The sequence below is a fragment of the Clostridium frigidicarnis genome (assembly GCF_900111985.1).
Classification (GTDB): domain Bacteria; phylum Bacillota; class Clostridia; order Clostridiales; family Clostridiaceae; genus Clostridium_Z; species Clostridium_Z frigidicarnis.
Genome location: NZ_FOKI01000007.1, coordinates 23194 through 41057, shown reverse-complemented (window position 1 = coordinate 41057; position 17864 = coordinate 23194). Strand labels below are relative to the sequence as shown.

Annotated in this window: 13 protein-coding genes, 1 riboswitch and 1 other annotated feature; of the genes, 10 read left to right on the top strand and 3 right to left on the bottom strand. The window is 28.6% G+C overall.

All coding sequences use genetic code 11. The annotated features are described in order from the left end of the window. The first annotated feature begins 12 nt into the window (after positions 1 to 12). The 5 genes from prdB (at position 13) to BM119_RS05740 (ending at position 8035) form a co-directional block, all read left to right on the top strand. Positions 13 to 738: a D-proline reductase (dithiol) protein PrdB gene (gene prdB / locus BM119_RS05760; RefSeq protein ID WP_090039699.1), complete on the top strand. Its 726-nt coding sequence runs from the start codon at positions 13 to 15 to the stop codon at positions 736 to 738. Between the two features lie 342 nt (positions 739 to 1080). Further along, positions 1081 to 2796 carry a flavin monoamine oxidase family protein gene (locus BM119_RS05755; protein WP_090039697.1) on the top strand — a complete coding sequence of 572 codons (1716 nt, stop codon included), beginning with the start codon at positions 1081 to 1083 and terminating at the stop codon, positions 2794 to 2796. Positions 2797 to 2976: 180 nt separating this feature from the next. Continuing rightward, the gene (locus tag BM119_RS05750; protein WP_090039695.1) at positions 2977 to 4923 is read left to right on the top strand and encodes a hypothetical protein; all 1947 of its coding nucleotides are present in this window, start codon (positions 2977 to 2979) and stop codon (positions 4921 to 4923) included. A 514-nt stretch (positions 4924 to 5437) separates the two neighbouring features. Further along, entirely contained in the window at positions 5438 to 6553 is a 1116-nt protein-coding gene (locus BM119_RS05745) for a 4-hydroxybutyrate dehydrogenase (RefSeq protein WP_090039693.1), read from the top strand. Positions 6554 to 7099: 546 nt separating this feature from the next. Next, positions 7100 to 8035, top strand: a complete 936-nt coding sequence (locus tag BM119_RS05740; protein ID WP_090039691.1) for a CAP domain-containing protein — start codon at positions 7100 to 7102, stop codon at positions 8033 to 8035. Positions 8036 to 8136: 101 nt separating this feature from the next. Here the strand turns inward: BM119_RS05740 and mscL are convergent, their stop codons facing one another. Continuing rightward, positions 8137 to 8550 (bottom strand): large-conductance mechanosensitive channel protein MscL, encoded by a 414-nt coding sequence (gene mscL / locus BM119_RS05735; protein ID WP_090039690.1) that lies wholly within the window; start codon positions 8548 to 8550, stop codon positions 8137 to 8139. A gap of 242 nt (positions 8551 to 8792) precedes the next feature. On the opposite strand from mscL, the gene BM119_RS05730 reads away from it, so the two are divergent. The 3 genes from BM119_RS05730 (at position 8793) to BM119_RS05720 (ending at position 12130) form a co-directional block, all read left to right on the top strand. Then, on the top strand, positions 8793 to 9326 hold the full coding sequence (locus tag BM119_RS05730; protein WP_090039688.1) for a GNAT family N-acetyltransferase: 534 nt from the start codon (positions 8793 to 8795) through the stop codon (positions 9324 to 9326). Positions 9327 to 9497: 171 nt separating this feature from the next. Further along, on the top strand, positions 9498 to 11528 hold the full coding sequence (locus tag BM119_RS05725) for a penicillin-binding transpeptidase domain-containing protein (RefSeq protein WP_090039687.1): 2031 nt from the start codon (positions 9498 to 9500) through the stop codon (positions 11526 to 11528). Positions 11529 to 11635: 107 nt separating this feature from the next. Next, positions 11636 to 12130, top strand: a complete 495-nt coding sequence (locus BM119_RS05720) for a GNAT family N-acetyltransferase (RefSeq protein WP_090039686.1) — start codon at positions 11636 to 11638, stop codon at positions 12128 to 12130. A 160-nt stretch (positions 12131 to 12290) separates the two neighbouring features. On the opposite strand, the gene sugE is transcribed toward BM119_RS05720, so the two are convergent. After that, entirely contained in the window at positions 12291 to 12611 is a 321-nt protein-coding gene (gene sugE / locus BM119_RS05715; protein ID WP_090039684.1) for a quaternary ammonium compound efflux SMR transporter SugE, read from the bottom strand. Positions 12612 to 12739: 128 nt separating this feature from the next. Continuing rightward, positions 12740 to 12843, bottom strand: a riboswitch (guanidine-I (ykkC/yxkD leader). A gap of 356 nt (positions 12844 to 13199) precedes the next feature. On the opposite strand from sugE, the gene BM119_RS05710 reads away from it, so the two are divergent. Further along, positions 13200 to 14555, top strand: coding sequence for a rhodanese-like domain-containing protein (locus tag BM119_RS05710; RefSeq protein ID WP_090039683.1), 1356 nt, complete (start codon positions 13200 to 13202; stop codon positions 14553 to 14555). Between the two features lie 8 nt (positions 14556 to 14563). Continuing rightward, positions 14564 to 14950: a hypothetical protein gene (locus BM119_RS05705; protein ID WP_090039682.1), complete on the top strand. Its 387-nt coding sequence runs from the start codon at positions 14564 to 14566 to the stop codon at positions 14948 to 14950. A gap of 888 nt (positions 14951 to 15838) precedes the next feature. Here BM119_RS05705 and BM119_RS05700 read toward each other — a convergent pair. Next, positions 15839 to 16948, bottom strand: coding sequence for a DEAD/DEAH box helicase (locus tag BM119_RS05700; protein ID WP_090039681.1), 1110 nt, complete (start codon positions 16946 to 16948; stop codon positions 15839 to 15841). Between the two features lie 560 nt (positions 16949 to 17508). Beyond that, positions 17509 to 17749 (top strand) — a binding site (T-box leader). Positions 17750 to 17864: the final 115 nt, after the last annotated feature.

The window sequence follows — 17864 nt, the reverse complement described above, 5'->3', positions numbered from 1 at the left end:
GGAGATTATAAGATGAAATTAACAACTGCAGAAGGTATGAAATCAGAAATTTTTGCTCCAACAACACCACCTGAAGTTTGGACACCACTTACAAAACAACTAAAGGATTGTAAAGTTGGATTTGCAACAGCTGGAGGAATTCATATAAAAACACAAAAACCTTTCCATACAGCTGGAGACTACACATTTAGAGAAATTCCTATAAATACGCCATCTTCAGAATTAATGGTTACACATGGCGGATTTGACAATAGCGACATTAATAAAGACGTAAACTCAATGCTCCCTATAGACAGACTACATGAACTAGTTAAAGAAGGGTTCATAGGAAGCCTATCTCCAGTACTTATTGGATTCATGGGTGGTGGTGGAAATGTTGAAAAGTTTAAAAATGAAACTGGACCAACCATTGCTAAAATATTCAAAGATGCAGGAGTAGATATAGTTCTTTTAACGGGAGGTTGTGGAACTTGTCATAGATCTGCAACAATAGTTCAAAGATCAATAGAAGCAGCTGGAATGTCCACAATAATAGTTGCTGCATTGCCTCCAATTGCTAAACAACAAGGAGCACCTCGTATAGCTGCAGCACACGTTCCAATAGGATCAAATGCTGGAGAGCCAAACAATATAGAAATGCAAACAGCAATACTAAAAGATTCCCTACAGTTAGTAGTAGAAATGAAGGAATTTGGGGAAATGAAGATGCTTCCTTATGAATATAGACACAACGTATAAAAAAGAGAATTTTACAAAAAAGCATGAAACATTTAATAGTTTCATGCTTTTTTTATAGTTCTTTTATTAGAAAAAACTATGGTTATAATTTGGGAGCAATACAGCACTTAATTATGAGATGAAAATTTTGAAATTGTATGATAAAGAGCTAATAGCTTAATCACATTAAGAATTTTTGCACACATTTAGTAACAGTATCAAAAATTAATAGAAGTTGGGAAGTGTTTGGCAAATAAGATGAGAAGTATACTGGTCTTTTTTTATAACTATAAAAATATATTTATAAAGAATTAAATAGTAATCAAAGTATAATTATTTAATATTAAAAGGAGTTGAAATTATTTGTCTACAGACACTAAACATATACAGCCCAACAATCCAACTGATGAGGAAAGACATGAAATGATAAGACGTGCATTAGAAGAAGCGAATCATGTTGAAGACTTTGAAAATATAATAGAGTTGCTTGGACCACCAAAAGATATTACAACAATTGGTTCCCTTGGAGAAGGTAAAGGAGTTAAAGTAGGGATAATAGGAGGAGGACTTGCAGGCATGTCTTCAGCCTTTGAACTTAGAAAACTTGGTTTTGATACTACTATATTTGAAATGCAGGAAAAACGTATTGGGGGGAGAATTTATACTTATTATTTCGATAAAGATAAAAAACTTTATGGTGAGATTGGAGCTATGCGTATACCTGTAAGTCATGAAACAACATGGCATTATATTAATCTATTTGATATTAAAACAAGTCCATTTATTCAAACAAGTGAAGATACATTTGTGTATGTAAGGAATAAACGTGCACAAAATGATGCCCAAGGAAAAAGTGTAATGGAAAAAATTTATCCAGAATTTAATTTAGCTCCGTGGGAAAGAAATGTATCTTGGCAAAATCTTATGGAATATGCATTAAGACCTGCCTTATTAAAGCTAGACCCAAATATAAGAAAAGAACTTTTACAAATAAAAGAGCAGTATTCACCACAAATTGAGTATTTAGATAGCTTAAGTATAAGAAAAGTACTAGAAGATATGGGGTTAAGCAATGGAGCAATAGAACTAATTTCAAATGTTTATCCTATTATAGGAGCTTTATACTACAATAGTTATTTTGAAATTTTGCAGCAAGAATATACTGTAGATGCATATTATAGATATAAAATAGAGGGGGGATCAGTTAACTTACCACTAGCTTTTTATAAATCTTTAACATCTAAAAACCCAAAGGACTATCCTAATATTCCTGAAAAGTATTTAGGAACAGTAGAATGGAAAAATGGAAAAACAGTAACTAGTATATATAAAGGATACAATGATAAAGTTATAATTGAATATACTGATAAAAAACATTCAAAATCCTTATGTGAAACCTTTGATTTTGCAATTTGTACAATTCCTTTTTCTAGCCTTCGTAATGTGAAGGTAGATCCTATGTTTAGTACTGAAAAAATGCAAGCAATAAGAGAAGTTAGCTATACCTCATCTCAAAAGACGCTTTTTATGTGTAATAAACGTTTCTGGGAAAAAGGAGCGAAAGGTAAAATAGTAGAGGGGGGTTCATACACGGATTTACCAATTTCAACTATATGGTATCCAGGATATAAAAATAGTGATAATGCAAATATGAAAAATAAAAAGGATTCATATGATAATTATGGAGTTCTTTTGGCATCTTACAATTTAGGTCAAGATGCTGTACGTTTAGGAAATATAGACAGTAGACCACGTATTAATACAATAAAAAGACAGGTAGAAGAGGTTCAAGGGCTTTCACGTGGATATCTTGACCCCATAGTTGAAGATTTTAAAACTGTTCAGTGGGATAAAGAACAAGGATTTTATGGAGGATTTTGCTATTTTATGCCTCAACAGCAAAGGCTTTTCTCACATGCAATAGTAAAACCAGAATATGAAAATAGGGTGTACTTTGCTGGTGAACATGCTTCGCCAGTACACGCATGGATACAAGGAGCTGTAAATAGTGGAATGAAAGCCGCCAATTCTATAGCAGAGTATTATAAGGGTTGTAATAAAAACAAGTATACAATTTGAATTTGAAGCTATCTCAATGTTATTTTGAGATAGCTTCATTTATTTAAAGTAGTGATATCAAATTTGAAGGTAAACTTATAAAAATGGAGTTAAGTTTTGATTAAGTTTAGTATATTACATATTTATATACTTCAATGAATAGATAGTAATAGGTCCAAAAATATTTTAAGGGGGAAAATCATGAGTAAGAGTGCTAGGATAATTGCAAAATTAGTGACTATTACTATTATTACTTTTCAAGTTTTTTCAGTACCAGTTCCAGCAATGGCACAAACAAAAGATATGAATAAAAATACTACATTTGAAGTAGTAGATAATGCTACAGGAGTGCCAGCTAAAGGAATTTTAACAAAAGATAAGTGGAGTGGTGAAACAGATTATACTATTTCTATGAATATCTGGTATGGTAACAATGCAGATAGATGGAGACTTTATGAAAATGATAAGTTGATAGTAGATGAGAAATTAGTTAACAATTCTCCTAACCCACAAAAAGCTGAGAAGATATTTAAGGATAAACCTAATGGTGAATACACTTATAGAGCAGAATTAATAAATAAATTTGGTATAACAGTTATAGATGAAACAGTTACTCATAAAGTAACTAAGAATGAAACTAAAATAGATATAGATTTACCAGACAAGGCCATAGGTAAACCAGCAGTAGGATACAAAGTTATTTCAGAGGATGATACTAATGTTACCTGGGCAGTGTATGTTGCCAATCCAAACAAAAACTATATATGGGCTGGTAATGACTTTTCAACTTGGGGAGTAAGCTTTGATACAACTGCTAAAATATTATCCGTAGAAAATGCTGGTTCTTTTAATCAAGATGGACAGAAAGTTACTATAAATTTAAAGCAAGATGAACAATTACTTGGATTAAATACTACTAGAGTTTTTACAGTTAAGGTAGAAAAGCAAGGAAATGAAGTTTCTCCTAAAAATATAATGCCAAATCAATTTAGAGGAAGCATAGATTATCCAGAATATGAAGGATTACCTAGTACATTTATAAAAGGGAAAAAAGATTTAAATGCTTCTGATTTAATATATAATCCTAAGGAATATTATAATGCTACAGTCAAATCAAATACTGGGAATAAACTTATAGCTTTAAATCAAAATAGTAAAACACAATTAATAATGGGACTACCTAAAAAGATGCCAATGCCTGTAAATGGAGTAAATGGATTAAGGATTTGGATGCCATCTAAATATTTAGCAATGGGTATTGGAACTTCACAAGAGTTGTTCAGGATAAATCTTAATTTCATGGTAGGGCTATCTATAAAGGAAAACTTTACTTGTGGACTAGCTCCTATAGAATCAGGATATACGGAAAATATAGTAACTATTGATGGGCAAAAATGGTCTTGGCCAATACAAAAGAAACATCCAGATGGTCCGTTTCAACAGGAAAAAGGAAATTTTAATGAGGTTAAAAAACAATATATGGATTATTTACCATGTGATGCAGAGCACTCATCATATGTAACATTAAAAACTGGCGAGACTGATGATTCTAGTTATGTTTCATCGGCTATATCATCAGCCATTTCAATAACCTTAACTAGAGAATTTCTTTATGCAATTCCTAAAAATGATTTTGATAACTTTATAAAAGGAGCTAAAGACCCTTGGGCTGAATACGTTTTAGTAGACAATGCTTATAATAGAGGAGTATATGGACTTCTTCAAAGAAATTTATTTACTACTAATAGGGAAAAAGCTATGAATTCAACGGATTTAAATAAGGACTTTGAACTTTCAGGATTTGCAAATCATATTGAGACTATTAGAAATATAATAACACAAATGGATAATGAAACTGAAAATATTTATGATGAAAAACTAACTTTGGATGAGGTAGATAATTATTTGAAAGAATTAAGATTGTTCTATAAGAATGGAACTCCTACAGATGCAGAGTGGGATGAAATGGTAAAAGATGTTCATAATGCATTTAATGTTTTATCAAGTCATTGGGGAGATAATACTATATCCTATAGATATGACTTTTTAACAGTTTTAAGAGTTGCAAAGGCTCATTTACCAACACCAGTAAATCCAGCTCCTTCAGGAGCATCATGGGTTGAACAAGTTAATGGAGGAAACCACTAATTATATAAATAATACAGGGATGTTTATAAAAATAATTTTGTAACATCCCTTTGTTCTTTTATAAGGATTTATAGAGTCTTTAAATCCTAAAATGCTAATAAAACTTAGGATTAAATATATCTTTAATCACTGACAAATTGCAAGTTGTAAGTTACAAATTAAGTATGAAATCTTCTTAGGAAAGCTTCTTAAATAAAGACTATTTTCAACCTCAACTTGTAACTTAAAAATGGCTTAGCTATTTTTTATACATATTAATATATTAAGATTAACATATAATGAAGAAAAATATATAAAAACGTTATCATTTAAAATAAAAAACTTCTAGGAACTTTTGAATTCATTGACAATAATTCTCTTGTGATGTTAAATATGTATATCTGAAGGTTATAATAAAACATATAAGAAACTGAAGCATTAGAAGTTTTATATAAAGATAATCATGAAGAATATATAAATTTAATTTTAAAATAAAATAATTAATTATTTTATTTACCAAAGAAGGAGTAAAAACATGAAATTATTAGAAATAAAACCGGAAATACATAAATTCAATAGCTGTTTGGAGTTCGTAGAAGAATTTAGAATTACAAAAGAAGATTTAATATTTACCAATAAAAGAATATATAATGACTTTTTAAAAGGTTTAAACTTAAATTGTAATTATATATTTAAGGACAATTATAACTTTAATGAACCCAATGATGAAGTAATAGATTCAATGTTAAAAGATTTAAAGTTTATGAATTTTAAAAGAGTCATTGCTATAGGAGGAGGATCTATAGTAGATATTGGAAAATTACTTGCATTAAAAGATGTAAGTAATACTGAGGCACTATTTAATAAAGAAATTAAAATAGAGAAAGATAAGGAATTAATAATAGTACCTACAACTTGTGGAACAGGGAGTGAGGTAACTAATATATCAATAACAGAGATAAAGTCTAAAAAGACTAAAATGGGCTTAGCAGTAGATGAACTTTATGCAGATCATGCAGTGCTAATACCAGATTTATGTAATAGTGTACCATATAAATTTTTTGTATATAGTTCAATAGATGCATTGATTCATGCAATAGAGTCATTTGTATCTCCAAAAGCAAATTATTATACCGAAGTATTTAGCATAGAAGCCATAAAGATGATTTTAAATGGATATAAAGATATTATTAAAAATGGTAAAGAGTATAGGCTAAAACTAATGGAACAATTTTTAATAGCAAGTAATTATGCAGGAATAGCCTTTGGAAATGCAGGTGTTGGAGCAGTTCATGCATTATCTTATCCTTTAGGTGGAAGCTATCATGTACCTCATGGAGAGGCTAATTATGAGTTTTTAATAGAAGTATTTAAATTTTATAATGAAAAGAATCCAAATGGAAAGATTAATAGATTAAATGAAGTTTTAAGTAATATATTAGAGTGTAAAAAAGAAGAGGTATATAATGAGCTTTATAATGTATTAAACAATTTAATACATATTAAGCCTTTAAGGGAATATGGAATGAAAGAAGAAGAAATATATAGTTTTAGCGAAAAGGTTATTAAATCTCAACAGAGGCTATTAAACAATAATTACGTGGAGATGAACAAGGAAGATATGATAAAAATATATAAAAAACTATATTAAACTTAAGTATATACTTTTGAATTTTAGTCATTTAGAAAAAAAGACGTTGAATTACAAACTAATACATTATGTAATAAATCACAGTATAGAGTTTTTATCTATACTGTGATTTTTGCTTTATGTAGAAAGCTTTGTAATTAATGGTTAAAGTGATGGGCTTAAACATAAAAAGTGGTATGAAAAACTGTTTAATCTAAAAATATACCTAGTAAATATAGGTAATGAATTTAATGGAAAAACCTATTGAAATTAAGACGTAGACTTAAAAGAGCTAAAAAATTAAGCTTTTTATCTTAGGATAATAATTCTTTTATATGACTATATATGAAGCTATGGAAAGAATTCCACATGATAATAGGGGGGGAAGTATGTTATAAATAAGTTGGCAGTGTCAGAAAGTTAAAAAAAGTACTTAGATAACTAAAAAAGTAATTTGTTTTTGTATTTATTTTCAGTACATAATCAAATATTTTTTACTGGGTATCAAAACTAATAAGATATTGAACTTAATAAATGAGTTCAAAAAAATAAAAAGGAGTGGTACAAATGAAAAACAAATTTATTGCCATGGTATTAACGACTACATTAATAGGGGGCATAGGTGTTACAGCATTTGCTGCAGAAAGCCCAAGTAATAGTAATTGTACTAACAAACAAAACATATGTTCTCAAATAAATGGGGACAAGCCTTATGGAACTTTAGGTATAAACAGTAATAATCAAAACACATGTCAATCAATGCAAGAAGCATTACAAAAGTTGGGATTATTTAAAAATAATTGCAATATGAATATTAAAGATCAATTACTTAACTTCAATCAATGTGTTGAAGGAATGGTAAATGGCACTAATTTGGGAGATTGCACAAATAATAATCAATGTAATGCTGGAGAAAATGAAAATAAACCAGATTGCAATCAAGGAAACAATTGTGGAACAGAAAATAATGATCAAGATGTGGAGACACCACCTGTAGTGGAGGAAACACCACCAACTGTTGAGACACCTCCTGTAGTAGAGGAAACTCCACCTGTAGAAGAGGTAACTCCTCCAGTACAAGAACCAGGTGATAACGATAAGTTTATGGCTCAAGTAGAGTCTATGATATTTCAAAAAGTAAATGAGGAAAGAGCAAAAGCTGGAGTAGCAGCACTAACATATAATAGTACTATGGAAAATTATGCTAGAATCAAATCTCAAGATATGGGTGATAGAAAATATTTTGACCATAAAGATCCAGAAGGAAACCTTATAACAGTTAAAATGGAAAAAGACGGAGTAAAGTATAACTCATGGGGAGAAAATATAGCATACATAGGTGGAGTATCTGATGCTAATGCTTTAGCAAACCAATTTATGACTAACTGGATGAACTCTCCAGGACATAGACAAAACATTTTATCAAATAACTTTTCAAGTATTGGAGTTGGAGTGTATAAAGTAGGAAACACTGTTTATGCAACTCAAGAATTTTATAGATAACTATTAAAATTATATATGATCATATAATTAAAAAAGAGTAAAATAAAAATTGAATTCAATTAAAAACAATTAAAGGTGTTGCTAGGTTGCAACACCTTTAATTATTTTTCAGATGGTAAACCTTTGAGTAGATCACGGATTTCTGTAAGCAACTCCTCTTGATGATTTAATTTAATTTCGTTATCAATTTCTTCAATTGTCTCTTTTTCTTGTTTAAGTTTATTTATTCCTTTGATAAAAAGAAATATTGAAAAAGCTATTATTAAAAAGTCAACTATATTTTGTATAAACTGACCATAATTTAAGGTAATAGGAGTAAGCGTGCCTTTAGATTCCCTTAACACAAATTTTAAGTCTTTGAAGTTTATACCTCCAGTCAAAATTCCTGTTATAGGCATTATAATATCACTTACTAAGGATGTTACAATTTTACCAAATGCTCCACCAATAACAACTCCAACTGCTAAGTCTAATACGTTACCCTTTATAGCAAACTCTTTAAATTCTTTAAACATAATATCACTCCTCATATTTTAGTATTTCATATTTTGTAATACAATATTTATATAATGTAAAATAAGTAATACTTACCACAAGTTAATAAAGTATATATTTGTAATTAAAGAAAATATATAGAATATTCTAAAAAAATACTTTGAATTTTTAATATAATAATATAAAATGAAGTTAATATTAAACTATGCAACATAGTATTTAATTTTATATTAAAAAAAATTTAACTAAAGGTGATGAAAAAATGATAAAAACATGTTTGAAAAATGGACAAGAAGTTATTATAAGATTACCCCAAAAAGAAGATGCACAACAGATGATAGATTTCTATAATGTTGTGGGAGGAGAAACAAATTTTCTTTCCTTTGGGAAAAATGAATTTAGCATGTCATTAAATGAATATGAGAAGTTTTTAGAAGTTACTAAAAAAGTTGACAACTCAATAGTAGTTGTAGCAACAGTTAATGATGAAATAATAAGTATAGCATCAATTACTTCAGGACAAAAGGCTAGGACTAAACATGTTGGAACTTTTGGTATTGTTGTATCTAAAAAATATTGTGGGCTAGGACTAGGTGTAAAACTTATGGATTACCTTATGGATTGGTCAAAATCCAATGGTGTTACTAAAAAAATAAGTCTTGTTACTAACGAAGAGAATACTGTAGCAATTGAATTGTATAAAAAATTTGGATTTGAAGTAGATTGTATATTGAAAAAAGATAATTATGTAAATGGTGAATACCTGAATACAGTTATTATGAGTATACTTTTTTAGAAATTTATAATTAGTATGAGGCATAAAGATATAGGCATAAGCATATGTTTTTATGCTTCAAAAAATATATGGATAATGAATATTTAATTTACAGGTGCAAATTGCACTTATTATATAAATAAGATAGCATAAGTTCAATATTATATAGTAAATTTAAAAAGGTGGTATTATATTGTGAATAAAAAAATTATATATATGTGTGTGTCTATAATTTTAATTATAGGTATTGCATGGATGGTAATAGTTTATGTTAATAAAAACTCGTCACAGGCAAAAGATGGACTCAATGAATACATAGAGTTATTAAATAAAAAAGATTATGAAGCTATGTATGAAATGATTAGTAATGAAAGCAAAGAAAAATATTCTAAGGATGACTTTATTTTAAGAAATAAAAATATTTATAATGGAATTGAAGCCAGCAACATTAAAGTAGAAATTAACAACATATCAAAAGAAGGCGATGAGAAAATATTAAACTTTGATACAACTATGGATACGTTATCCGGAGAATTAAAGTTTTCTAATAGTATAAATATGAGAAAAAACGAGGGGGAAAAGAAATATAGTCTAGTATGGAATTCACAAGCTATCTTTCCAGAACTAGGTGAAGAAGATAAAGTAAAAGTAAGTAAAGACAAGGCTAAAAGAGGAGATATATTAGATAGAAATGGTGTTGCATTAGCTATAGATGGAAACAATTCTGAGGTTGGTGTTATACCTGGTAAATTGGGACAAGGTAAAGATCAGATATTAAAGGAAATATCAGATATACTGGAGATGTCAATTGATGATATAAATAAGAAGTTAAGCGCATCTTATGTTAGAGATGATATGTTTATACCTCTAAAGGTTATAGCTCAAAAGGATGAGAGAGTAAATAGACTTTTAAAAATGCAAGGTGTTATGATAAATGACAAGGCTGCAAGGGTATATCCATTAGGAGAAGGGGCAGGGCATTTAACTGGTTATGTCCAAAACATAAGTATGGAAGAACTAGAAAAATATAAAGATGATGAATATCGTAGCGATAGCGTTATTGGAAAATCAGGACTAGAAAAAATATATGAAGAACAACTTAGAGGAATAGATGGATTTGAAATATATATAGTTGATAAGAATGATAAGAAAAAGGTTACCTTATTATCAAAGGAAGTTAAGAATGGTAAGGATATACAATTGACAATAGATAGTGAAATGCAGAGTTTAGTATATACTGAACTATTAAATGATGCAGGAGCCTCTGTGGCGATGAATCCTAACACTGGTGAAGTATTAGCTCTTGTCAGTAGTCCATCATATAATCCTAATGATTTTATTATGGGAATGTCAGAAGATAAGTGGAAAAGTTTAAATGAGGATAGTAAAAAACCTTTATATAATAGATTTCAAAGTAATTTATGTCCGGGTTCTGTATTTAAACCATTTACAGCGGCTATAGGATTAGATGTTAATTCAATTGATCCAGATGAGAATAAAAATATAAGTGGTCTTAAGTGGCAAAAGGATAGTAGTTGGGGAGGATATTTTGTAACAAGAGTAAAGGATTATGGTTTAAATACTAATTTACTAAATGCTTTAATTTATTCTGATAATATTTATTTTGCTCAATCTGCTGTTAATATAGGGAAAGATGTTTTTGCAGATAACTTAAAAAAATTAGGATTAGGAGAAAGTATTCCATTTGAATATGGTATGTCAAAATCACAATTTGCTATAGATGGAGAAATAAAAACAGATATACAATTGGCTGATAGTGGATATGGACAAGGAGAAATATTACTTAATCCTCTTCAGTTAGCATCTATGTATACATTGTTTTTAAACGATGGAAATATGTTAAAACCATCTCTTGAATATAAAGAAAAAGTTGAACCAAGTATTTGGAAAAATAATGTAATTTCAAAGAAATCAGCTGATATTGTTTTAAATGATTTGATTCAAGTTGTAGATAATCCTAATGGGACAGGACATGGAGCACATATTGATGGATTAAGTATAGCAGGAAAAACTGGTACAGCTGAAATAAAACTTACTCAAGATGATACTAAGGGTACAGAATTAGGATGGTTTACAGCAATGACAACTAATAGAAATGAGAATAATTTATTGGTAGTAGCAATGGTAGAGGATGCTAAAGAAAAAGGTGGTAGCCACTATGTTGTTCCTAAGGTGAAAAAAGTTTTTGAAACTCTTAAGTAATATTTAATAACTTTTAAAAACTAATAAGACTTCATGTTTTATTAGTTTTTATTATTTTATAGTATATAAAACTTAAATACTTTAAATCTATAGGAGGAAAAAATTATATGATAAGAAAAGCAACGTATAGTGACTTAGATAATATAATGGAAATTATTAAGGAAACAGTAGAAGAAATGAAGTCCTATAATAATAATCAATGGGATGAAAGTTATCCTAAAGTTGAAGATTTTATACTAGACATAGAAAATGAAGAGTTGTATGTTCATGACTCAAAGGGAGAAATACAAGGTTTTGTATGTGTTAATTATATAGAACCAGTTGAATACAAAGATTTAGAGTGGTCATCAGAGAAAAACTTTATGGTAATACATAGGATGGCTGTTAGTAAAAAGGTTAGAAATAAGGGTATAGGTAAAAAGTTAATGGAATTTGCAGAAAGACTATCACAAAGTAATAATATAAACTTTTTAAAAACTGATACTAATTCCGTAAATATAAAAATGAACTCATTATTTAAAAAATGTGGATTTAACTTTGTTGGTGAAATTAAGTTTCTAGGAAAAGAATCACCATTTTATTGTTATGAAAAATTATTTTAGGCACATAAAAGAAAATAGACTAGCATACCGACTTGTTTTTTTTTGAATGTGCCTTAATAGAGGACTATAGGCTTCTATTATTGAAATTATAGCACTTGTTATAAAACAAGTAATAACAAGTGCTGTAATTTTGGCAATTACAAAAGAGTTTAAAGTGTTTTTAGTGAGGAGATACCAGTTTTAATCCGATAATGCCTATTACTATAAATCCAATACAAATTAATCTGATTAAATCTATTGGCTCTTTAAAAAGAATTACCCCTAAAATAACTGTACCTACAGTACCAATGCCAGTCCAAATTGCATAAGCAGTTCCTAAAGGAAGTTCCTTTAAAGATAAGGATAAGAAGTAGAAACTTGCAATCATACCTATTATGGTAAATATGCTTGGAATAAATTTAGTGAATCCTTCTGAAAACTTTATACCAATTGCCCAACATACCTCTAAAAGGCCTGCAATAACTAAAAATAACCATTTCATATTTTTTCACTCCTTTTTATATCTTGTCTAATAAGTATTATGGTTTGTAGTAGAAAATTTAATACTTTAGGTCTTTAAGAGCTTTAAATGATAGGAAAGCAAAAAAAGCCTAAGAAATATAATGAAATATCTCCCAGGCTTTTGTCCTTCCGTGTACACAGTAAAAACTGTGGGCTTTATCTTGGACCAGACTAATTAAGTAAATAATTACGGAACCCTATAAAACTCTAAAATATAAAATTTTTGATATAATTATTATTTATATCAAATCATGTTGTAAAAGTCAATAATATATTTTAGACAGCATAATAATTATAAATTTGATTAAATTAATGTAAGAGCAAGTTTAGAAGTTAAATAATATATTTTAAATAAATCCTAAAAATCATGTAATCATTATCATTGGAAAATCAAATAGTAAACACAAAACATATATAAATAATCAATAGCTTGCATTAATAAGGTATTATGGACATTAAAAACATTATATGATAACATGAATAAAGTAAAAATGTTTACAAAAAACTAAATATTTGGACACTTTAAGTTAAAAAATAACATTAAATATACAGAGGAGGAACTCCAGTTATGAAGCTAAAACATATTTTGGGTTTAGTGCTAGTATCAGCTGTTATATTTGCAGGCTGTGGGACTAAATCACCAGAAAAGGAAGCAGAAAAATTACCCACTATAGAGACTAAAACTATATCAACAACTGAATTAAGTGATAATATTGGAAAAGCAGATTGGATGGTTGTAGATACTAGAAGTAATGATGAGTATAATGGATGGTCCAAAGAAGAATATAGAGGTGGACACATAAAGGGAGCTACAGATTTTTCTTATAATTGGTTAAATGCTCAGGCTGAAAATAAAGAAGAAAGATTAGAAAAGGCCCTTAAGGAAAAAGGATTTGAAAAAGACAAAAATATAGTTTTATATGATTCTAATGAAGAAAATGCAAAAAAGGTTGCAGCATATTTGGATAAGCAAGGATATAAAAATTTATATACTTACAATGTAGCTGATTGGGCAAAGGATGAAAGCCTACCAATGGAGAGTTATGAAAATTATGAAATGATAGTTCCAGCTTGGTGGATAAATGATGTTATAAACGATAAAAAGCCAGAAACTTACACTAACAATAATTTTAAGGTAATAGAAGTAAGCTGGGGTGAGGATTCACCATCATATAATGAAGGTCATATACCGGGTGCAGTACATATGAATACGGATGATCTTGAATCAGCACCTATATGGAATAGAAAATCTGATGCAGATTTAGAAAAAATGGCAATGGATTATGGTATAGATGTAAATACAACTATAATACTTTATGGAGAAAATCCAATGGCTTCATATAGAGCAGCTGCTATATTGAAATATATGGGAGTTAAGGATATAAGAGTTCTTAATGGTGGATATAATGCTTGGAAGAATGCTGGATTTAAAGCAGAAACTAAAAAAAATGAAAAACAACCAGTTGAATCATTTAAAGCAACTGTTCCAGTTAATAAAGATTATATAATTGATATAGATAAGGCTAAGGAATATTTAGCAAATGATTCAAAAGACACATTAGTAGATATAAGAACTTGGGAAGAATATATAGGAGAAACTCCAGGCTATAAAGATATAGATATAGCTGGAAGACCACCAAAAGCATTATGGGGAAAAGCAGGTACAAACACTCAAAATCTTGATGACTACAGAAATGTAGATGACACTATGAAAAATGCTAATGATATACTAAATATGTGGAAAGAGCAGGGTATAACACCAGATAAAAATCTAGCTTTCTACTGTGGAACAGGTTGGAGAGCAGCTGAAGTTTTATGGTATTCAGAGGCAATGGGACTTAAAAAAGTTTCATTATATGATGGTGGATGGTATGAATGGATAGCTGATCCTTCTAATCCTATAGAAAAGGGAGAGCCTAAGTAGGGGAAAAAATGAAGAGAATTTTAAATATAATTATTTATATATTAAATTTAATATTATTAGTGACTCCAGTAGTCCTGGAAAAATTGTCTAAAACCAAGATGGGAGTTCATAGATATGTTATAGCTAAGAATATAAAGATCCAGGGAATGTTAAATGTAAATTTCTTAAAACTTATATTTATTGCATCTATAGTAACAGGGTTAATTCTTTTATTGTATAAGAATAGAAAATATAAAAAGATAAGTGTATTAATGATAATGATTTTAGGCGTTATTGGTACAGTATTTACATTTGATGATTTTAATTTAAAGTCATATTATTTCTTTTTACTAGCTATATGTATCAACATTATTCTTGGTTATATAAATTTAATCTTATCAAAGATAAAAAAATAAGCTTAAATAAATATTAAATTCGTTTAAGTTATAAAAGGATTCATCTTAAATTGCAATAAATTACTTTTAAGATGAATCCTTTTTATATTGGAATTTAACCATATAAAGTTTTTTATACTTTACAATACTTTGTACAGTTAGCTAATTTATGTTGTTGGAACCTCACTTTATATGAATTGCTATTATTAGATAAACATTCTCATAATAATAAAATTATCTAATGAAAATGTAATGATAAGCGTTAGATAGTATTTAGTAACAAGTTAGTGATGTTTTCTTTACTTTATTCAAAAAAGATTGAAATTAAATTTTATATTTTTATAATAAGGGATTACCTAAAGAAAAGAGAGGTCTAAGCATTAACAAACTATCTGGCGAACATTAATCATTCTTGTTATAAAAAACATTGAGAGCGTAAAGAATTCCAATCTGTTCGAAGCGAAGCAAGTTATTGGAATTTAGTCATATAAAGTTTTTTATACTTTATATGAATTGTTATTGTTGGATGAACATTCTTATAATAATAAAATTATCTAATGAAAATAAAATGATAAGCGTTAGATAGTATTTAGTTACAAGTTGAAAGTAAAAAGTGACAAGTTAGTGATGTTTTCTTCACTTTATTCAAAAAAGATTGAAATTAAATTTTATATTTTTATATAAGAGATTACCTAAAGAAAAGAGAGGTCTAAGCATTAACAAACTATCTGGCGAACATTAATCATTCTTGTTATAAAAAACATTGAGGGCGTAAAGAATTCCAATCTGTTCGAAGCGAAGCAAGTTATTGGAATTTAGTCATCAATGATTTTTTATAACTTAGAATGATATGTGTAGCCAGTGAGTTTGTGGTGCTTAGACCTCTCTTTTCGGGTTAGGTGAATTTATTTATAAATTTAAATCTCTTCTAGGTATTTTAAATTTTATAGTTTTTTCTATTTCATCTAGAAGTTTTGAATCTTTTGGATCTACAAATAAACAAGTGTATCCTTCTTCTCCAGCTCTACCAGTTCTACCAATACGATGTATGTAAGCTTCTACACTTTCGGGAATATCGTAGTTATATATATGACCAACGCCACTTACATCTAATCCTCTAGAGGCAACATCTGTAGCTATCAAATACTGAATATCAGCATTTCTAAATGACTTCATTATTCTTTCACGTTTTGATTGAAGAACATCACTATGAAGTTTTTGACAATTATATCCACGCTGGTGTAGAGCAACTTCAAGATTATCGGCTCTTCTTTTAGTTCTACAGAATATAATAGCCATAAATGGATTATCTTTATCTAAAACAGCACATAAAGAATCTTGTTTACGTCTATCAGTAGTTTCTACAACTTCCTGTCTAATATTTTCAAGGGTAACCTCTTGTTTTTTTACTGTAACCATTAAAGGATCAACCATATATCTATAAGCTAATTTTTTTACTTGTGGATTCATAGTTGCAGAAAAACATAGGGTCTGTCGTTTTTTGCATGTTGATTTTAGTATAGTTTCAACCTCATTTTTAAATCCCATTAATAACATTTGATCTGCTTCATCTAATACTAAAGTTTTTAGCTTAGAAAGATCTATTGTTTTTCTATCAATATGATCTAAAAGTCTACCAGGAGTTGCAATTATTAAATGAATATTTCCTTTTAATTTTTTTAACTGAGATCCTATATCTTTACCACCGTATGCAGCTAATATATTTATATCCTTAGCTTCTTTAAGTTTCATAGCTTCTTCAGTTATTTGAATAGCAAGTTCTCTTGTAGGGGATATAATTAATCCTTGAACTGAATTTATATTTGGTGATATATTTTCAAACATAGGAAGCAAAAAGGCAAGGGTCTTTCCAGTACCAGTTTGTGCTTCAGCTATAACATCTTTACCTTGTTTAATAGATAAAATACTTTGTTCTTGTATAGGGGTTGGGCTAGTTATACTAGATTTTTTTAATATATTTACTATATCTTGGCTAATTCCTAATTCTTTAAAATTCATTGTTTATTACCTTTCGTTATTCATGTTTATTTTTAAAATCAATTAATAATATCATATTATTGCAATTAATACTAATTATAAGTATTGATATTTAAAAGCCATTATAAGTTTCTATGTTTAAGATTATGGATTTTAACATTTATAGCAACAATATATTATTATAAATATTACTCCCTAGGATAAAACATATATGTAATGTGTGATATTATAGGATATAAGCCCATAGTCTATGATATGAACTAATATCACTTCCTTGTCTGACACAAAATATACATGGCATCTTTGACTTTTTATTTTCTTTCATGTGCCTAAGTTATGAATAAAGGTAGGATTGGTTTCAATAAAATGGAATAATAGCATCTATATTCTACTTATTAAAAGTAGATTATTTTGATATAATTATAGAACAAACCTTTATTCAGACGAAACAGAAAAACTTTTAAATGTGTAATTTATCGTAGAAAATAAATTCAAATTCAAAAAATATAAAAAAGTTGACAAAAGTATTATAAATATATATAATCATTTATATCATAGTAAGTTGATAGGAATTATAAGAATAAAACACATTGAGTAGGGAAAGTAAATTATTGTATTCATTACAGAGAAAGGTTCATTGCTGAGAGAGCCTGTGAAAAAGATAATTGAAGTGCTCCTATGAGTGGAAAAGCCGAACTATCTTAGTAGGTTTTTACGGGATCTCCCGTTATAGAGATAGGGTATATTGTACCTAAAAAAGATGAGTATATTCATATACTTAATTAGAGTGGAACCGCGGAAGTTTAACCTTCTGCCTCTGAAAAATTTCAGAGGCAGAAGGTTTTTTTGTTTTTCCTGGCCGGGAATAAAAACTTATTGTAAAAATCCAAACTATTAAATATATAGATGTAATCATACAAGCATAGTTTTACTATAT

Coding starts and splice junctions, on each gene's coding strand:
- prdB (WP_090039699.1), top strand. CDS start 13: ATGAAATTAACAACTGCAGAAGGTATGAAATCAGAAATTTTTGCTCCA.
- BM119_RS05750 (WP_090039695.1), top strand. CDS start 2,977: ATGAGTAAGAGTGCTAGGATAATTGCAAAATTAGTGACTATTACTATT.
- BM119_RS05745 (WP_090039693.1), top strand. CDS start 5,438: ATGAAATTATTAGAAATAAAACCGGAAATACATAAATTCAATAGCTGT.
- BM119_RS05740 (WP_090039691.1), top strand. CDS start 7,100: ATGAAAAACAAATTTATTGCCATGGTATTAACGACTACATTAATAGGG.
- mscL (WP_090039690.1), bottom strand. CDS start 8,550: ATGTTTAAAGAATTTAAAGAGTTTGCTATAAAGGGTAACGTATTAGAC.
- BM119_RS05730 (WP_090039688.1), top strand. CDS start 8,793: ATGATAAAAACATGTTTGAAAAATGGACAAGAAGTTATTATAAGATTA.
- BM119_RS05720 (WP_090039686.1), top strand. CDS start 11,636: ATGATAAGAAAAGCAACGTATAGTGACTTAGATAATATAATGGAAATT.
- sugE (WP_090039684.1), bottom strand. CDS start 12,611: ATGAAATGGTTATTTTTAGTTATTGCAGGCCTTTTAGAGGTATGTTGG.
- BM119_RS05710 (WP_090039683.1), top strand. CDS start 13,200: ATGAAGCTAAAACATATTTTGGGTTTAGTGCTAGTATCAGCTGTTATA.
- BM119_RS05705 (WP_090039682.1), top strand. CDS start 14,564: ATGAAGAGAATTTTAAATATAATTATTTATATATTAAATTTAATATTA.
- BM119_RS05700 (WP_090039681.1), bottom strand. CDS start 16,948: ATGAATTTTAAAGAATTAGGAATTAGCCAAGATATAGTAAATATATTA.